Origin of the sequence: Ketogulonicigenium vulgare WSH-001, assembly GCF_000223375.1 — a bacterium.
Taxonomy (GTDB): Bacteria; Pseudomonadota; Alphaproteobacteria; order Rhodobacterales; family Rhodobacteraceae; genus Ketogulonicigenium; species Ketogulonicigenium vulgare.
Genome location: NC_017384.1, coordinates 289,748 through 307,092, shown reverse-complemented (window position 1 = coordinate 307,092; position 17,345 = coordinate 289,748). Strand labels below are relative to the sequence as shown.

The 17,345-nt window shown below is 62.3% G+C and carries 15 protein-coding genes and 1 riboswitch; of the genes, 8 read left to right on the top strand and 7 right to left on the bottom strand.

Features of this window, described 5'->3' with window-relative positions; translation table 11 throughout:
• Positions 1-4 precede the first annotated feature (4 nt).
• From KVU_RS01445 to pth, 3 genes are all read left to right on the top strand, one after another.
• Positions 5-1,168, top strand: coding sequence for an alpha-hydroxy acid oxidase (locus KVU_RS01445; RefSeq protein ID WP_013383539.1), 1,164 nt, complete (start codon positions 5-7; stop codon positions 1,166-1,168).
• Between the two features lie 91 nt (positions 1,169-1,259).
• Entirely contained in the window at positions 1,260-1,859 is a 600-nt protein-coding gene (locus KVU_RS01440; RefSeq protein ID WP_081447059.1) for a 50S ribosomal protein L25/general stress protein Ctc, read from the top strand.
• A gap of 73 nt (positions 1,860-1,932) precedes the next feature.
• Positions 1,933-2,658 (top strand): aminoacyl-tRNA hydrolase, encoded by a 726-nt coding sequence (gene pth, locus KVU_RS01435; protein WP_013383537.1) that lies wholly within the window; start codon positions 1,933-1,935, stop codon positions 2,656-2,658.
• Positions 2,659-2,666: 8 nt separating this feature from the next.
• On the opposite strand, the gene trpB is transcribed toward pth, so the two are convergent.
• From trpB to rpsA, 6 genes are all read right to left on the bottom strand, one after another.
• The gene (gene trpB / locus KVU_RS01430) at positions 2,667-3,893 is read right to left on the bottom strand and encodes a tryptophan synthase subunit beta (protein ID WP_013383536.1); all 1,227 of its coding nucleotides are present in this window, start codon (positions 3,891-3,893) and stop codon (positions 2,667-2,669) included.
• Positions 3,894-3,908: 15 nt separating this feature from the next.
• Positions 3,909-4,352, bottom strand: coding sequence for a GNAT family N-acetyltransferase (locus KVU_RS01425; protein WP_013383535.1), 444 nt, complete (start codon positions 4,350-4,352; stop codon positions 3,909-3,911).
• A complete protein-coding gene (locus KVU_RS01420) occupies positions 4,349-4,981 on the bottom strand; it encodes a phosphoribosylanthranilate isomerase (RefSeq protein WP_013383534.1) in 633 nt (210 codons plus the stop codon). Before KVU_RS01420 ends, KVU_RS01425 begins: the two co-directional genes overlap by 4 nt.
• Positions 4,978-5,340, bottom strand: a complete 363-nt coding sequence (locus tag KVU_RS01415; RefSeq protein ID WP_013383533.1) for a lipopolysaccharide assembly protein LapA domain-containing protein — start codon at positions 5,338-5,340, stop codon at positions 4,978-4,980. The genes KVU_RS01420 and KVU_RS01415 overlap by 4 nt, the downstream gene beginning before the upstream one ends.
• Before the next feature lie 3 nt (positions 5,341-5,343).
• Positions 5,344-5,625, bottom strand: coding sequence for an integration host factor subunit beta (gene ihfB, locus KVU_RS01410; protein WP_013383532.1), 282 nt, complete (start codon positions 5,623-5,625; stop codon positions 5,344-5,346).
• A 174-nt stretch (positions 5,626-5,799) separates the two neighbouring features.
• Complete coding sequence (rpsA, locus tag KVU_RS01405) at positions 5,800-7,467, bottom strand: 30S ribosomal protein S1 (protein WP_420537794.1); 1,668 nt, start codon at positions 7,465-7,467, stop codon at positions 5,800-5,802.
• Positions 7,468-7,761: 294 nt separating this feature from the next.
• Here rpsA and carB point away from each other — a divergent pair, with 294 nt between their 5' ends.
• The 5 genes from carB (at position 7,762) to KVU_RS01380 (ending at position 15,735) form a co-directional block, all read left to right on the top strand.
• Entirely contained in the window at positions 7,762-11,094 is a 3,333-nt protein-coding gene (carB, locus tag KVU_RS01400) for a carbamoyl-phosphate synthase large subunit (RefSeq protein ID WP_013383529.1), read from the top strand.
• 79 nt (positions 11,095-11,173) lie between these two features.
• A riboswitch (cobalamin riboswitch) is annotated at positions 11,174-11,356 on the top strand.
• Between the two features lie 123 nt (positions 11,357-11,479).
• A complete protein-coding gene (locus KVU_RS01395) occupies positions 11,480-13,249 on the top strand; it encodes a TonB-dependent receptor plug domain-containing protein (RefSeq protein WP_014537492.1) in 1,770 nt (589 codons plus the stop codon).
• Positions 13,236-14,042 carry an ABC transporter substrate-binding protein gene (locus KVU_RS01390; protein WP_236953133.1) on the top strand — a complete coding sequence of 269 codons (807 nt, stop codon included), beginning with the start codon at positions 13,236-13,238 and terminating at the stop codon, positions 14,040-14,042. The genes KVU_RS01395 and KVU_RS01390 overlap by 14 nt, the downstream gene beginning before the upstream one ends.
• On the top strand, positions 14,039-15,028 hold the full coding sequence (locus tag KVU_RS01385) for a FecCD family ABC transporter permease (RefSeq protein ID WP_014537491.1): 990 nt from the start codon (positions 14,039-14,041) through the stop codon (positions 15,026-15,028). The genes KVU_RS01390 and KVU_RS01385 overlap by 4 nt, the downstream gene beginning before the upstream one ends.
• On the top strand, positions 15,025-15,735 hold the full coding sequence (locus tag KVU_RS01380) for an ABC transporter ATP-binding protein (protein WP_013383524.1): 711 nt from the start codon (positions 15,025-15,027) through the stop codon (positions 15,733-15,735). Before KVU_RS01385 ends, KVU_RS01380 begins: the two co-directional genes overlap by 4 nt.
• Here KVU_RS01380 and KVU_RS01375 read toward each other — a convergent pair.
• On the bottom strand, positions 15,712-17,283 hold the full coding sequence (locus KVU_RS01375) for a DNA recombination protein RmuC (protein ID WP_013383523.1): 1,572 nt from the start codon (positions 17,281-17,283) through the stop codon (positions 15,712-15,714). The two genes, KVU_RS01380 and KVU_RS01375, sit on opposite strands and share 24 nt — an antisense overlap.
• Positions 17,284-17,345: the final 62 nt, after the last annotated feature.

The window sequence follows — 17,345 nt, the reverse complement described above, 5'->3', positions numbered from 1 at the left end:
CAACATGACCGTCATGACCACGATCGAGGATCTGCGCCGCGTCTATAAACGTCGCGCGCCCAAGATGTTCTATGATTACACCCAGTCGGGCAGTTGGACCGAACAGACCTTTCAGGACAATACCAGCGATTTCGCCGATATCCGCCTGCGCCAGCGCGTGGCGGTCGATATGTCGAACCGCAGCCTGAAAACCACGATGCTGGGGCGCGACGTGTCGATGCCCGTGGCCCTCAGCCCTGTTGGCCTGACCGGCATGCAATCGGCAGATGGCGAGATCAAAGCCGCCCGCGCCGCCGCGAAATTCGGTGTGCCCTATACGCTATCGACCATGTCGATCTGTTCGATCGAGGATGTGCGCGCGCACAGCAAAGAGCCGTTCTGGTTCCAGCTCTATGTCATGCGCGACGAGGCGTTCGTCGATAATATCATCCAGCGTGCCAAGAATGCGGGCGTCTCGGCGCTGGTGTTGACGCTGGATCTGCAAATTCTGGGCCAACGCCACAAGGATTTGAAAAACGGCCTGTCAACGCCGCCAAAGCCGACCCTGCGCACGATGGCCGACCTTGCGCTGCGCTGGCGCTGGTGTGCGCAAATGGCGAAAACCCAGCGGCGCACCTTCCGCAATATCGTCGGGCATGCGCCCTCGGTCGGCAATCTGTCGTCGCTGTCGTCCTGGACGGCGGAGCAATTCGACCCGCAATTGGACTGGGGCAAGATCGCCCGCATCCGCGAAAAATGGGGCGGCAAGCTGATCCTGAAGGGCATTTTGGATGCCGAGGATGCCGTGATGGCCGCCGATGCCGGTGCCGATGCGATTGTGGTGTCGAACCACGGCGGGCGGCAATTGGATGGCGCGCTGTCGTCCATCCGCATCCTGCCCTCGATCGTGCGCGCCGTTGGCGATCGCACGGAGGTCTGGCTCGATTCGGGCATTCGTTCGGGTCAGGACGTGCTGAAGGCGCTGGCGCTGGGGGCAAAGGCCACGATGATCGGCCGCTCGTATATTTACGGCCTAGGTGCCTATGGCGAAGAAGGTGTTACCATGGCGCTAGATATCATCCGACGTGAGTTGGACGTGACCATGGCGCTGGTTGGCAAGCGCGATGTGCGCGATTTGAACCGCGATGTGCTGCTCGTGCCCAAAAACTTTGAGGGCGACTGGGCCTGACCCTTTCCTTTCCACGCTGTTTGCGTTAGGGGCAGAGCTTCATCGGGCCTTACACCCTTGGAGGAAGGCCCCTCAATTTACGGAGTTTCAAATGGCTAAGACCATTGAGCTGAACGCGACTGCGCGTACGGGGACAGGCAAGGGGGCCGCTCGTCAGGCACGTCGTGATGGGCAAGTCCCGGGCGTCATTTACGGCGCGGGCCAAGAGCCTGCTGCTATCAACGTGTCGTTCAACGTCCTGCTGAAGACGCTGCGTCAAGGCGGCTTCCTGTCGACCCTGATCGACCTGAACGTCGACGGCAAGACCGAGCGCGTCGTCTGCCGCGGTGTGCAGCGTCACGTCGTCAAAGACCTGCCGACCCACGTTGACTTCCTGCGTCTGGCACCGACCACCCGCGTCAAGCTGCACATCCCCGTCCACTTCGAGAACGAAGCGGCTGCACCGGGCGTCAAGCTGGGCGGCACCGTTGTTCACGTCCGTTCGGAAATCGAACTGGAAGTGACTGCGAACGACATTCCCGAATTCGTGACCGTCGACCTGACCGGCCGCAAAATCGGTGATGTGATCCACATCCAAGACGTGACCCTGCCCAAGGGCGCGGTTCCGACCACCGACCGCAACTTCGCTATCGCGAACATCTCGGCCCCCTCGGGCTATGTTCCGGGCGCGGAAGAGGACGACGCTGAATAATTTCAGCTTTGTCTGCGACATGCTAAACGGGGGCCATCGGCCCCCGTTTTCGTATCTTTAAGGAAGGATTGCCATGAAACTGTTCGTCGGTCTTGGAAACCCCGGCGCGAAATATGCCGGCAACCGCCATAACATCGGCTTCATGGCGATGGATTATATTGCGGGCGATCACGGCTTTACGCCCTTTCGCGCGCGTTTTCAGGGCCTGATCGCCGAAGGGCGGCTGGGCGATGAAAAGGTGCTGCTGCTGAAACCCGAGACATTTATGAACCTGTCCGGCCAGTCGGTGGGCGAGGCCATGCGCTTTCACAAACTCACCCCCGATGATGTGGTGGTGTTCCATGACGAATTGGATCTGGCCCCCGGCCGGATCAAGGCCAAGACCGGCGGCGGTCATGCGGGACATAATGGCCTGCGCTCGATCCACGGGCATATTGGCGAGGCTTATCATCGCGTCCGCATGGGCGTCGGGCATCCGGGGCATAAGGATGCGGTGGCCTCCTATGTGCTGCATGACTTTGCCAAGGCCGATCAGCAATGGCTGGACGACATGCTGCGCGGCATTTCGGACGGGGCGGCGCTGCTTGCGGCTGGCGATCAGGCACGGTTCCTGAATGCGGTGAACCTGCGGCTGAACCCGCCGCGTTCCTCGACCACCACGCCCAAGGCTGCGCCAAAGCCGGTCGCGGCGCCGGTTGAGGTAAGGAAGGTTGAGGCAAAGAACGAGGGGCCAAAAAAAGAGGGGGAAGAAAACCTCTCCCCCCTGCAAAAACTGGCTGCGAAATTCCGCAATATTTAGGGCAGCGCTTAGGCCTGAATATCCACCCCAAGGTGGCGGGCGACGGTGAAGATATCTTTATCGCCCCGCCCCGACAGGTTCATGACGATGATATGGTCCTGCGGCAGGCCGGGGGCCATTTTGATCACCTGCGCCAGTGCGTGGGATGATTCGAGGGCGGGGATGATCCCCTCGTATTCACAGCACTTTTGGAAGGCATCAAGCGCCTCGGCGTCGGTGATCGATTCGTATTTCACGCGGCCGATCGAATGCAGCCAGGCATGTTCCGGCCCGATGCCCGGATAATCGAGGCCTGCCGAGATCGAATGGCCTTCCAAAATCTGGCCATCCTCATCCTGCAGCAGGAAGGTGCGGTTGCCATGCAGCACGCCCGGGCGCCCGCCGGTCAGGCTGGCGCAATGCTCCATCCGGTCGTCAACGCCGTGGCCGCCCGCCTCGACGCCGACGATCTTGACCGCCTCGTCATCAAGGAACGGGTGGAACAGCCCCATCGCGTTCGAGCCACCGCCCACAGCCGCCACCAGCGTATCGGGCAGACGGCCTTCGTGTTTCAGGATCTGCTCGCGCGTCTCTTTGCCGATGACGGCTTGGAAATCGCGCACCATCGCGGGATAGGGATGCGGCCCGGCAACCGTGCCGATGCAATAGAATGTGTCATGGACGTTGGTCACCCAATCGCGCATCGCGTCGTTCATCGCATCTTTCAGCGTGCCGCGACCCGACTTCACCGGAATAACCTCGGCGCCCAGCAGCTTCATACGGAACACGTTCGGGGCCTGACGTTCAACGTCGGTGGCGCCCATATAGACGATGCATTTCAGGCCGAATTTAGCGCAGACGGTCGCGGTCGCAACACCGTGCTGACCCGCGCCGGTTTCGGCGATGATCCGCGTCTTGCCCATGCGACGTGCCAGAATGATCTGGCCCAGCACGTTGTTGATCTTATGCGCGCCGGTGTGGTTCAGATCCTCGCGCTTCATATAGATTTTCGCACCGCCAAGGGCGGTTGTCAGACGCTCGGCGAAATACAGCGGGCTGGGGCGGCCGACGTAGTTGAACCACAGATCGTCCATCTCGTCCCAGAAGGTCTGATCTGTTTTGGCTTTTTCATATTCGGCCTGCAGTGCAAGCACGACGGGCATCAAGGTTTCGGAAACGAAACGCCCACCAAAGTCTCCGAAACGACCGTTGTCATCCGGCCCTGTCATGAAACTATTGATCAATGTATCGGCCATGGCGCGCCCCTCCTGTCAGGTCAGTTCGCGTTTATATCCAATGTGCGAGGCGGTAAAGCCAAGGCGCTCATAGAAAGCATGGGCGCGGGCGCGACTTTTATGCGTTGTCAGCTGCAACACCTTGGCACCAAAAGCGCGGGCGCGCGTTTCCGCATCCGCGACCAGCTGCGCCCCCAGGCCCTGACCGCGCAACGTGCCATCGACGCGCACCGACTCGAGCACCGCCACGCGCCGCCCCTGATGCGACAGGCCGTATTGCACGATCAACTGATAGGTCGCGACGATACGGCCCTCCAGCACGCCGACATAGACGCTGGTATCGCGCCCCTGCATATCGCGCAAAGCCTGAATATAGGGCGCCATATCCTGCCCCTCACGCGTCGCGCCCAGCGCATCATCGGCCAGCATGGCGACGATGGCGGGCAGGTCAGCCTCGAGGGCCGCGCGAAAGGCGATCACCGCAGCGCCGCCGCGACAAAGGCACGGATGCGGACGGGGTCTTTCACGCCGGGGGATGATTCGAGGCTGGATGAGGCATCAAGCTGCACCGCGCCGGTCAGATCGCGGGCCTGCGCGACGTTATCGGGGGTAAGGCCGCCCGCCAGCATCCATGGCTTGCGCCACTGACGCCCCTGCAGCAACGTCCAGTCAAAGGTATTGCCATTGCCGCCGGGGCGCGTTGCGCCTTTTGGAGCCTTGGCGTCCAGCATGATCTGATCGGCCACATCTTCGTAATCGGCGATGGCGGCCAGATCTTCGGCGCCCGCGATGCTGAGGACTTTCATCACCGGCAGACCGTAACGGGCCCGCACCTCGGCCACGCGGGCGGGGGTTTCGTGCCCATGGAGCTGGATCATATGCAGCGCGACATGTTGGGTAATCTTGTCCAGCAGCGCATCATCGGCATCAACGACCAGCGCCACCATCCGAAGGCCCGCAGGCACATGCAATGCGCCCGCAGCTTCGGGTGTGATCGCGCGAGGGGATTTGTCGAAAAAGACAAAGCCGCCATAACTGGCGCCCGCATCGGCCACGGCCTGCAGATCCGCGTCACTGCGCAGACCGCATATTTTCACATAGGCTTTCATTTCGACTTTGACGCACCTAGCAGGGCCAGAATCTCGGCATCGCCCTGCCCTGCGGATGTATCGCGGCGCAGACGCTGCACCTCGTCATCCAGCGCAGTCAGCTGTTGGCGATGCTTTGCAACGGCGGCGCGCACCGGGTATTCGCGGATCCATTCCCACAAAAACCCGACCAGCAGACCGACGAAAACGCCAAAGAAAATGGCAACGAACAGCGGCACTTGGATCGTAGGCTGGATGCCGATGGCCTGCGCAAGGCCGGCGGGTATGGCGTGCAATGTCACCATACCCCGATTCGCCAGACCAAGCACCACCAGACAAGCGGCGACGATCAGCCAAAAGGCCAGACGGATAAGGCGCATCCGTTACTTGCCGTTTAGCCGGTCACGCAGCAGTTTGCCGGTCTTAAAGAACGGAACGCTCTTTTCCTCGACATCGACGGGATCGCCGGTGCGGGGATTGCGGCCAGTGCGCGAGTCGCGATGTTTCACGGAAAACGCGCCAAAACCGCGCAATTCAACGCGATTCCCCTTGGCCAGCGCCTCGGTAATCTCGTCGAATATCGTATTCACGATATTTTCGACATCGCGGTGATATAGATGCGGATTCTCATCCGCAATTTTCTGGATCAGTTCAGAACGAATCATCGTTAGGGGCTCTCCCTCAGGTATTGCGGCGGCTAGGCGCAGGGCGGGCGATATCCAAGTATCAGACTATCCTGCCTTATCTTGTAGTGTTTGGCAAAGATTCAATGACTTGTGGCAAAAAAATGCCCCGCGGCCTGATGACCGCGGGGCAAATGCTAGCACAAGTCGCGCTGATTAGTTGTTCGAACCAACCTTCAGAGCCGCACCGAGGATGTCGCCCAGCGAGGCGCCCGATTCGGACGAGCCATATTGCTCGACGGCTTCTTTTTCTTCAGCGATTTCGCGTGCCTTGATCGACAGACCCAGCTTGCGGGTCTTGCTGTCGACGTTGGTGACGCGCACGTCGACCTTGTCGCCAACCGAGAAACGCTCGGGACGCTGGTCAGCGCGGTCACGCGACAGGTCCGAACGACGGATGAACGACTTCATGCCTTCGTATTCGACTTCGATACCGCCGTCTTCGATCTTGGTGACCTCGACAGTGATGACCGAGCCGCGCTTCACGCCGTCAACGGCATCCGCAAAGGGATCTTCGTCCATCGCCTTGATCGAGAGCGAAATGCGCTCTTTCTCGACGTCGACTTCCAGAACCTTGGCCTTCACGACATCGCCCTTGCGGTAGTCGCCGATGACATCCTCGCCACGACCTTCCCAGGTCAGGTCCGACAGGTGAACCATGCCGTCGATGTCGCCCGAAAGACCAATGAACAGACCGAATTCGGTGATGTTCTTGACTTCGCCTTCGACATTGGTGCCCTCAGGATGGGTCTCAGCGAAGACTTCCCACGGGTTGCGTTGGGTCTGCTTGAGGCCCAGCGACACGCGGCGCTTGCTGCTGTCGATTTCCAGAACCATGACTTCGACTTCTTGTGAGGTCGAAACGATCTTGCCGGGGTGCACGTTCTTCTTGGTCCAGCTCATTTCCGAGACGTGGACAAGACCTTCAACACCGGGCTCCAGCTCAACGAAGGCGCCGTATTCAGTGATGTTGGTGACGCGGCCGGTGTGGACCGATTCCAGCGGATACTTGGTTTCAACCGAGTGCCACGGGTCGTCTTGCAGCTGCTTCATGCCGAGGCTGATGCGGTGCGTTTCCTTGTTGATCTTGATGACTTGGACCTTGATGGTCTCGCCGATCGACAGGATTTCCGACGGGTGGTTCACACGGCGCCATGCCATGTCAGTGACGTGCAGCAGGCCATCAACGCCGCCCAGGTCAACGAACGCACCGTATTCGGTGATGTTCTTGACAACGCCGTCAACCACTTGACCTTCGGTCAGGTTGCCGATGACTTCTGCACGCTGTTCAGCACGCGATTCTTCCAGAATTGCACGACGCGAGACAACGATGTTGCCACGGCGACGGTCCATTTTCAGGATTTGGAACGGCTGCTTCAGACCCATCAGGGGGCCAGCGTCGCGCACGGGGCGCACGTCGACTTGGCTGCCCGGCAGGAACGCAACAGCGCCGCCCAGATCGACAGTAAAGCCGCCTTTGACGCGACCAAAGATGGCGCCTTCGACGCGCTCTTCGGATGCATATGCCTTTTCAAGGCGATCCCAGGCTTCTTCGCGGCGGGCCATCTCGCGCGAGATGACGGCTTCGCCACGGGCGTTCTCAGCGGCACGGAGGTAAACTTCGACCTCGTCGCCGACCTTGATCGACGGTGCTTCGCCGGGATTTGCGAATTCTTTCAGGTCAACGCGGCCTTCCATTTTGTAGCCGACGTCGATGATGGCTTGGCCAGCTTCAATAGCAATGACCTTACCTTTGACAACCGAACCCTCTTGGGGGGTGTCAATCTCGAAGCTTTCTTGCAGAAGGGCTTCGAATTCGTCCATAGTGGTTTTAGCGCACATAAATCAGTCTATCCTTTACGGGTGTTTTCTGGCCATGCGGTTGTCTCCGCCGGTCTTTTGCGGGGCATGCGCCCCTTACGGATGGGCGCGCCATACCGGAAATTACGGGCTGCTTCAACTGCGGATTGCCGCTTGCCGCCGATTCCAGCAAGATTCCCCCCGTTTGGGGTTGCGCGGGGCGGCGCGCTGTCTATAAGGCAGGACAATTTGACCGCCCTCCCCTGTGGATGGGCGGCTTTCATCACGAATCCAGCCGTAGCCGCCGAGGGGAACGCCATGCCGAAGAGAACCGACATCCAATCGATCATGATCATTGGGGCGGGGCCCATCGTCATCGGGCAGGCCTGTGAATTTGACTATTCCGGTGCCCAAGCCTGTAAAGCCCTGCGCGAAGAGGGCTACCGCGTCGTTCTGGTGAACTCGAACCCCGCGACGATCATGACCGACCCGGAAATGGCCGATGCGACCTATATCGAGCCGATCACCCCCGAGGTCGTCGCCAAGATCATCGAGAAAGAGCGCCCCGACGCGCTGCTGCCGACCATGGGCGGCCAGACCGGCCTGAACACGGCACTGGCGCTGGCCGATATGGGCGTGTTGGAGAAATTCGGCGTCGAGTTGATCGGCGCGAACCGCAACGCGATTGAAATGGCCGAAGACCGCGCCCTGTTCCGCGAAGCGATGGACCGCATCGGTCTGGAAAACCCCAAGGCCACCATCGTCACCGCCCCCAAGGGCGCTGATGGCCGCAAGGATCTGAAGGCCGGCGTGCGCATCGCGCTGGACGCGCTGGAAGAGATCGGCCTGCCCGCCATTATCCGCCCCGCCTTTACCCTTGGCGGCACCGGCGGCGGCGTGGCCTATAACCGCGAAGAATACGAACATTACTGCCATACCGGCATGGATGCCTCGCCCGTGGGTCAGATCCTGGTCGATGAATCGCTGCTGGGTTGGAAAGAATACGAGATGGAAGTGGTCCGCGACAAAGCGGATAACGCCATCATCGTCTGCTCGATCGAGAACGTCGATCCGATGGGCGTGCACACCGGCGACAGCATCACCGTCGCCCCGGCCCTGACGCTGACCGACAAAGAATACCAGATCATGCGCAACGGCTCGATCGCCGTGCTGCGCGAGATCGGCGTCGAGACGGGCGGCTCGAACGTGCAATGGGCGGTGAACCCCGAGGACGGCCGTATGGTCGTGATCGAGATGAACCCCCGCGTGTCGCGTTCGTCCGCGCTGGCCTCGAAGGCTACCGGTTTCCCGATTGCCAAGATCGCGGCGAAACTGGCAGTGGGTTACACGCTGGACGAGCTGGACAACGATATCACCAAAGTCACGCCCGCCTCGTTCGAGCCGACCATCGACTACGTCGTGACCAAGATCCCGCGCTTTGCCTTTGAAAAATTCCCCGGCAGCAAGCCCGAGCTGACCACCGCCATGAAGTCGGTCGGCGAAGTGATGGCCATCGGCCGCACCTTCCACGAATCGATGCAAAAGGCGCTGGCGTCGCTGGAAACCGGCCTGACCGGTTTTGACGAGATCGCCATCCCCGGCGCGCCCGCGAAATCCGCCATCGTTGCGGCACTGGCAAAGGCCACCCCCGACCGTCTGCGCACCGTCGCCCAGGCCATGCGCGAAGGCCTGTCGAATGACGAGATCAACGCTGTCACCAAATTCGACCCGTGGTTCCTTGACCGTATCCGCGAGATCATCGACGCCGAAGCCCGCGTAAAACACGATGGCCTGCCCGTGACCGAAGCTGGCCTGCGCGAATTGAAAATGCTCGGCTTCTCGGACGCGCGTCTGGCACAGCTGACCGGCCGCACCGAAGATAACGTGCGCCGCGCCCGTCTGAACCTGGGCGTGACCGCCGTGTTCAAGCGGATCGACACCTGCGCCGCCGAATTCGAAGCCCAGACCCCCTACATGTATTCGACCTATGAAATGCCCGTCATGGGCGAGGTCGAGGACGAGGCGCGTCCCTCGGATCGCAAGAAAGTCGTGATCCTGGGCGGTGGCCCGAACCGCATCGGTCAGGGGATCGAATTCGACTATTGCTGTGTTCACGCCTGTTTCTCGCTGTCGAAAGTCGGCTACGAGACGATCATGATCAACTGCAACCCCGAGACGGTCTCGACCGACTACGACACCTCGGACCGCCTGTATTTCGAGCCGCTGACCTTTGAAAGCGTCATGGAAATCCTGCGCGTCGAGCAGGAAAACGGCACGCTGCATGGTGTGATCGTGCAGTTCGGCGGCCAGACGCCGCTGAAACTGGCGAACCAGTTGCAAGAGGCGGGCATCCCCATCCTCGGCACAACGCCCGACGCCATCGACCTGGCCGAAGACCGCGAGCGTTTCCAAAAGCTGGTTGAAGACCTCGGTCTGAAACAGCCGATCAACGGCATCGCCCATTCGGACGCCGAAGCGCTGGAAATCGCAGGCCGCATCGGCTTTCCGCTGGTGATCCGCCCGTCTTACGTGCTGGGTGGCCGCGCGATGGAAATCGTGCGCGATATGGATCAGCTGAACCGCTATATCCGCGTCGCCGTGCAGGTGTCGGGCGACAGCCCCGTGCTGCTGGACAGCTATCTTGCGGGCGCGACCGAGGTTGACGTTGACGCCCTGTGCGATGGCACCCGTGTGCATGTTGCAGGTATCATGCAGCATATCGAAGAAGCTGGCGTCCATTCGGGCGACAGCGCCTGCTGCCTGCCGCCCCATACCCTGAGCGCCGAGATCATCACCGAGATCCGCGCCCAGACCGAAAAGCTGGCGATGGCGCTGAACGTGGTCGGCCTGATGAACGTGCAATTCGCGGTCAAGGACGATGTCGTCTACCTGCTGGAAGTGAACCCGCGTGCCAGCCGCACCGTGCCGTTTGTGGCCAAGGCGACGGATAGCGCGATTGCCTCGATCGCGGCCCGTCTGATGGCGGGCGAGCCGCTGGATAACTTCCCGCTGCGTGCGCCCTATCCGCAGGCAACCGATTACGACAGCCCGCTGCCCTATGCCGACCCGCTGACGCTGGCCGATCCGAACATGCCTTGGTATTCGGTGAAAGAGGCGGTGCTGCCCTTTGCCCGCTTCCCCGGTGTCGACACGCTGCTGGGGCCGGAAATGCGCTCGACCGGCGAAGTCATGGGTTGGGACCGTAGCTTTGCCCGTGCTTTCCTGAAGGCGCAAATGGGTGCGGGCACTGAACTGCCCAAATCCGGCACGGTGTTCATCTCGATCAAGGACAGCGACAAAGGCGCGCTGATGCTGGAAGCCGCACAGATCCTGACGGATCTGGGTTTCAAGATCATCGCGACCCGCGGAACCCAAACCTGGCTGGGCGAAAACGGTGTCGAGGCTGGCGTCGTGAACAAGGTCTATGAAGGCGGTCTGACCATCGTTGACCGTCTGAAAGATGGCCATATCGCGTTGGTGCTGAACACCACCGATAACACGCAGACCATCTCGGACAGCCGCGAGATCCGCGCCGTCGCCCTGAACGACAAGATCCCGTATTTCACCACCGCCGCCGGATCGAATGCCGCAGCGCAAGCGATCCAAGCGAGAGAAGAGGGCGAGATCACCGTCCGCGCGCTGCAGGCCTGATTGCAGCCAAATGAACACGGGCGGCCCCGCGCGACCTGCGCGGGGCCTTTCATTTTGTTGACTTTGCCCCGCGCGGCAGGTCACAAGACAATCGCCTGGTGCCACATGCGTGGCCGAACAGGGAATGCGGTGAAACTCCGCGGCTGCCCCCGCAACTGTAAGCGGCGAGCGGGTCCGATTTGCCACTGGGGTATCCCCGGGAAGGCCGGTGCCCCGCCCCGACCCGCAAAGCCAGGAGACCTGCCAGTCGGATCACCCACTTTGGTCGCGGGGCGCGTATCAAAGGGCGGCGCATTCGCGTTTGTGCGGTGACATTCACCGCCGGCTGACCCCGGCATATGCACATCGGCGCGGGCCCGCCCGCGTCCCTACAGGAGGCCGGGCCATGAAAGCCCTGACCACAATTTCCACGCTTGCACTGATCGCGATGACAGGTGCTGCATCTGCGCAGACCGATCTGGGCACGATCATCATTCTGTCCGGCCCGATGCCGGTCGAGGCGAACCGCACCGGCGCCCTGCCCTATGTGGTCGCTGATGCCACCGCAGGCGGCCAGCGCGCGCTGTCGGAGGTGCTGCAAACGATCCCCGGGTTTAACCTGACCCGCAGCGGCGGTTACGGCCAAGCTGCCACTTTCAACCTGCGCGGCGCATCGCAAAAATACGTGCCGGTCTATATCGACGGGATCGAGGTCACCGACCCATCCGGCACGCAGGTCGCCTTTGACTTTGCCAGCCTGACAACCGGCGGACTTAGTCGGATCGAGGTGCTGCCGGGCAGTCAATCCGCCCTATTCGGCGCGCGCGCCGTGGGCGGCGTGATCAATATCCAATCCGCCCGCGCAACTGAGGACGGCACGCATTACAGCGTGGATAGCGAATATGGCAGTCACAACACCCGCGCGCTGACCTTTGGCGCGACCCACCGCGATGACCGCCTGTCGACCACTGTGACGCTGACGCATCTGGCCACTGACGGTATCTCCGCCGCGGCCAGCGGCACCGAGGATGACGGCGCAGAAACGAACCGTCTGTCGTTCAACGTTGAATACGCCCTGCAAGAGGGCGCGGTGATCGGCGCATCCGGCTTTGCCGGTCGCAGCAGCGCGAATTACGACGATTCTTATCCCGCGATGGCCGACGCCGATAACCTCGCGAAATCCGAGACTCAGGGCCTGCGCCTTTACACCGGCTTTAGCGCTTTTGGCCTCGATCAGGAGCTGTCCTACAGCCACTTCAATATCGAGCGCGCCAACTATGAGGCGTGGTCGGATATCTTCTATACCGGCACCCGCGACCGTCTGGCTTGGGTTGCCTCGACCGCCATCGGTGCGGCAGGTGATATCAGCTTTGGCATCGATCACAGCCGCGAGGATTACACCCAATCGGGCAGTTACGGCGATTCTGAGGGCAAGACCGACATCACCGGCGCCTTTGCAGAACTGCGCTATGCGCCGATCCAGACGTTGGATATCAGCGCCTCGCTGCGGCACGATGACCATTCGGATTTTGGCAGCTTTAATAGTGCGCGTCTGGCGGCGGCTTGGCGTTTCGCGCCGGATTGGACGCTACGCGGACAGATCGGCAACGGCTTTCGCGCGCCCTCGAATTACGAGCTGCACGGGCCGTTCGGCAATGCGGGCCTGCAGCCTGAAACCTCGACCTCGACCGAGATCGCTGCGGAATATGCGCTGGCCTATGGCGGCTTTATCCGCGCCACGCTGTTCGATCTGAAGATCGAGGATCTGATCGGCTTTGGCACGTCCAGCTATGAACAGGTTGCTGGCGAAACGCATCGCCAGGGCGTGACGTTGGAAGGTGAACTCGCGCTAGCACAAGGTCTGCGCGCGCTGGCGTCCTATACCTATACCGACAGCGATCCGGCATATACGACCCATGTGGGCCAGCAGATCATGCTTGGCTTTGCGGCGCAGTTTACCGATCTGACCACGGGCCGCTTTGACGTGACCCATGTCGCGGACCGCACCAGCCTGCCCGATTACACCGTGGCAAATGCGGCCCTGACCCATGCACTGACCCCGGCGATCACCGCCAGCCTGCGCGTCGAGAACCTGTTTGACGCGGATTATCAACTGGTCAGCGGTTATGCGACCTCGGGTCGTGCGGTCTATGCGGGCCTTGGTGCGCGTTTCTGACGCCATAATGCTGGTGGCGCTGTCCCTGTGGGGCGGCGCTGTCCTTGCAGACGATGCGCCCCGGCGCGTCGTCTCGATCAACCTGTGCACGGATCAATTGGCGCTGCAATTGGCTGCGCCGGGGCAGTTGATCTCGGTGACGGCTGTGGCGCGCGATGCGCAGGTCTCGCCCTTTGCGGATCTTGCGGCGGATATCTCCGTGAACCATGGCGGCGCAGAGGAAGTCTTTCGCCTGTCGCCCGATCTGGTGCTGGCCAGCGATTATACCCCCATCGCGACCCTCGATCTGCTGCGCCGCCTTGGCCTGCGGGTCGAACAATTCGCGCCGGAATATAGCTTTGACGATATCCGCACGAATACCGCCCGCATGGGCGCGCTGCTGGGTCAGGACGCGGGCGCGCTGATCGCCGATTTCGACGCGGGGCTTGCCCGCATATCCACCCCCACCCGCCCCATCCGTGCTGTCATCTATGGCGCAAATGGCTTTGCCAGCGCAGGCCCCGGCCTGCCGCAAGCGGTGTTGGACGCCGCCGGTCTGCAAAACGCCGCAGCCGAGGTCATGGCCTATAGCGGCACCCTGCCGCTGGAACGTCTTATCATGCTAGATCCCGACATGATCATCACCCCCACCCCCTATCCCGGTGCCTCGAACGCCGAGGGGTTGCTGCGCCATCCCGCGATGGACAAGGTCCGCCCTGGCGCAGGGCTTGCGGGTAATGAATGGGCCTGCGGCACGACTGCCGTGTTGCGGGCCGTCCAGCGCCTTGCCGCCGCGCGTGAGGGGTTGGAATGAGATACCCTCTCCTGCTGTCCCTGCTTGCCGCCTTGGTCGCCCTGCTGTTTGTCGCCTCGCTGCTGATCGGGCCTGCGGGGATCAGCGTATCCGATAGCCTTGCGGCCCTGTTCACCGGCGGCGCGCAGGCCGAGGTGCTGGTCATGCGCGAGATCCGCCTGCCCCGCACGCTGCTGGCCGCGATGATCGGCGCGGCACTGGGGCTGGCTGGGGCGGCTGTGCAAGGCTGGTTGCGCAATCCGCTGGCCGAGCCGGGCCTTTTGGGGACATCGGCCACAGCGGCGCTTGGGGCGGTGATCGTGCTGCAAACGGGGCTGGCGGGGGCGATCGGCTTTCTGCTGCCCATGGCCGCGCTGGCGGGCGCGCTGCTGTCGGTGCTGCTGGTACTGGTGCTATCGGGCCCGCGCGGGCAGACGCTGACGATCATTCTGGCGGGGGTTGCGATTTCGGCCCTTGCCGGCGCGGGTGTGTCGCTGGCGCTGAACCTGTCGCCGAACCCCTATGCGGCCTATGAGACGATGTTCTGGCTGATGGGCGCGGTTGCGGACCGATCAATGGCGCATGTCGCACTGGCCGCACCGCTACTGATGGTCGGGGCGGTGCTGATCGCACTGACCGCGCGGGGGCTTGATGCGCTGACATTGGGCGAGGATGCCGCCAGCGCCATGGGCATTGATCTGACCCGCCTGCGCATTTTGCTGGTGCTGGGCCTTGCGGCGCTGGTGGGCGGGGCGACCGCCGTGGCGGGGGCGATTGGATTTGTCGGCCTTGTGGTGCCACATGTGCTGCGCCGCGCTGTGGGGGGCAGGCCCTCGCGTCTGCTGGGCGCAAGCGCGCTGGGTGGCGCTGCGCTGCTGCTGGCGGCGGATATCGCGATCCGGCTGATCGCGCCTGATCGCGATTTGAAACTGGGGGTCATCACCGCCCTGATCGGCGCGCCGCTGTTTTTGCACCTGATCTGGAAGCTGCGGCGGGAGGCGCTATGAGCGCGCTGGAATTACAAGAGATTTGCGTTCCCGGCGCATTGGATCGCGTCAGCTTGCGCATTGCCGCCGGAGAATATGTCGGGCTGATCGGGCCGAACGGCGCAGGCAAAACCACGCTGCTGCGCGCGGCGCTGGGGTTGCAGGCGCATCGGGGGCGATCCTCGCTGGCCGCCTTGCCGCCCGGGCCGCGCGCCAAGCGGGCAGCGTTTTTGCCGCAACAGCGCCAGATCGCATGGCCGATTGCGGTGCGGGATCTGGTGGCGCTGGGCCGCCTGCCGCATGGCGATCAATCGTCCGAAATCATCGACGCGGTGATCGCACGGCTGGATCTGGCGGCACTCGCAGACCGCCCCGCAACCGCGCTATCGGGCGGAGAGCAAGCCCGCGTGCTGCTGGCGCGCGCGCTTGTCCAACAGGCAGAGCTGCTGCTGGCGGATGAGCCGACCGCGAACCTCGATCCCGCCGCGCAATTGCTGGCGATGGATGTGCTGGCGGATGAGGCCGCGCGCGGTACAGCAGTCATTTGCGCCTTGCATGACTTGGGTCTGGCCGCGCGCTATTGCAGCCGGTTGATCGTGCTGCACGCAGGCCGCATCGCGGCGGACGGCGCGCCCAAAGATGTGCTGACCCCGCAGCTTTTGGCCGATGTTTTCGGGGTCCGCGCGCAGCTGCGCGGCGATCAGCTAGAGGTCTTTGGGCGGCTCTAGCGCGGGCTCATCGGCGCTGTCGTCGTAATCCAATCCGATGGATTTCGTGGCTTTTGCCCCCATGGTTTTCAGCGTCTCGACCTGCGACAGCACATTGCCGCGCCCGCGCGACAACTGGCCAATCGCCGCCTCATAGGCGTCATGCGCGCCGGTGATATTCTTGCCGACCTTTTCCATACTGGCGACGAAATTCGCGACCTTGTCATACAGCAGTCCCGCGCGGCGTGCGATCTCATCGGCATTCTGGTTGCGCCGCTCGACCGCCCAAACCTGCGAGACAGTGCGCAAAGCCATCATCAGCGTGGTTGGCGTGGCGATGGTGATATGCCGCTCTAGCGCGTATTCAGTCAGCTTGCCATCGACGCGGAGCGCCTCGGACAGGGCGCCCTCGATGGGGACAAACATGATGACGTAATCGACCGACATCCCCTCGGCCTGCTGATAGCCTTTGGAAGACAAGCCATTGATATGGTTGCGGATCGCGGTCAGGTGGCGGCGGCGGAAGATCTCGGCCTCGGCCTCGTCCAGCGTATTCACCGACGAGGCGTAATCGTTCAGCGAGACTTTGGAATCGATCACCAGACTTTTGCCGCCGGGGATTTTCACCACCACATCGGGACGCAGCCGCTCGCCATCTGTACCGGTGCGATGGGCCTGCGTCACATATTCCTCGCCCGCGCGCAGACCCGAACGCTCGAGAATGCTTTCCAGGATCATCTCGCCCCAAGCGCCCTGCTTCTGGCGGTCGCCCTTTAGCGCGCGGGTCAGCTGCACGGCCTCTTGCGAGATCTGCTCGGATCGTTTCGTCAGCTGTTCGATTTCCGCCTTTAGACGCGCACGGTCTTTGACAGTTTCTTGATGGACTTCGCGCAGTTCTTTTTCAAAATGGCCGACATGTTCCTTCAGCGGAGTCAGGGTCGCTTCCAGCCGCTCGACATTGGCCTTGCTGAACGCCTCGCCCTGGGTGCGCAGCGCCTCGTCCGCCAGCAGGCGAAAGCGCTCTTGCATATCGGTGCGGACCTGCCCCAGCAGCGCGATCTTCTCCTCGGCCCCGCGCTTTTCCGCGTCGAGTTCTGTCTCCAGCGCCGAGATGCGTGAACGCAGCCCCTGATGGCTGTGCTGTTCCTCCTCGAGCCGCTCGCGCAGCGCGTCGACCTGGTCGCTGAAGCGCTGCACGGCCGCGCCCCGTGCGTCCAGCAATTCGCTGTCGGCGATGCGGCGGGTTTCCAGGCCAGAGACCCGCTGCGCGAGGCCGCGGCTCTCGCTCTGGGCCTGCTCGATCCGGTCGCGCAGATCCTGTTGAAGCTGCGCGGCGCGATCTGCCTCGATCCGGCGTTCATTCAGCAGGGCTTCGGCCCGCTCGAACCGGGCCGTGGCGTCGCGCAGGTCTTGGGCGCTGCGCTGGGCGGCAAGCCGGTGCTGACCGCCGCGCGCCAGCAGCGCCAGTGTGATGCCGATGGCCGCAACGCCGACCAGCAGCAGCACCATCACCAAAGCAGGGTTCGCAGCGGTCCACAGGGCAAAGGATTGCAAAAATTCGTTTTCCATTTTGTCCCGTCCGATCGCTGCATCCCCGCCAGATGGCGCAAGAGGCACCGCAATTGCAAGCC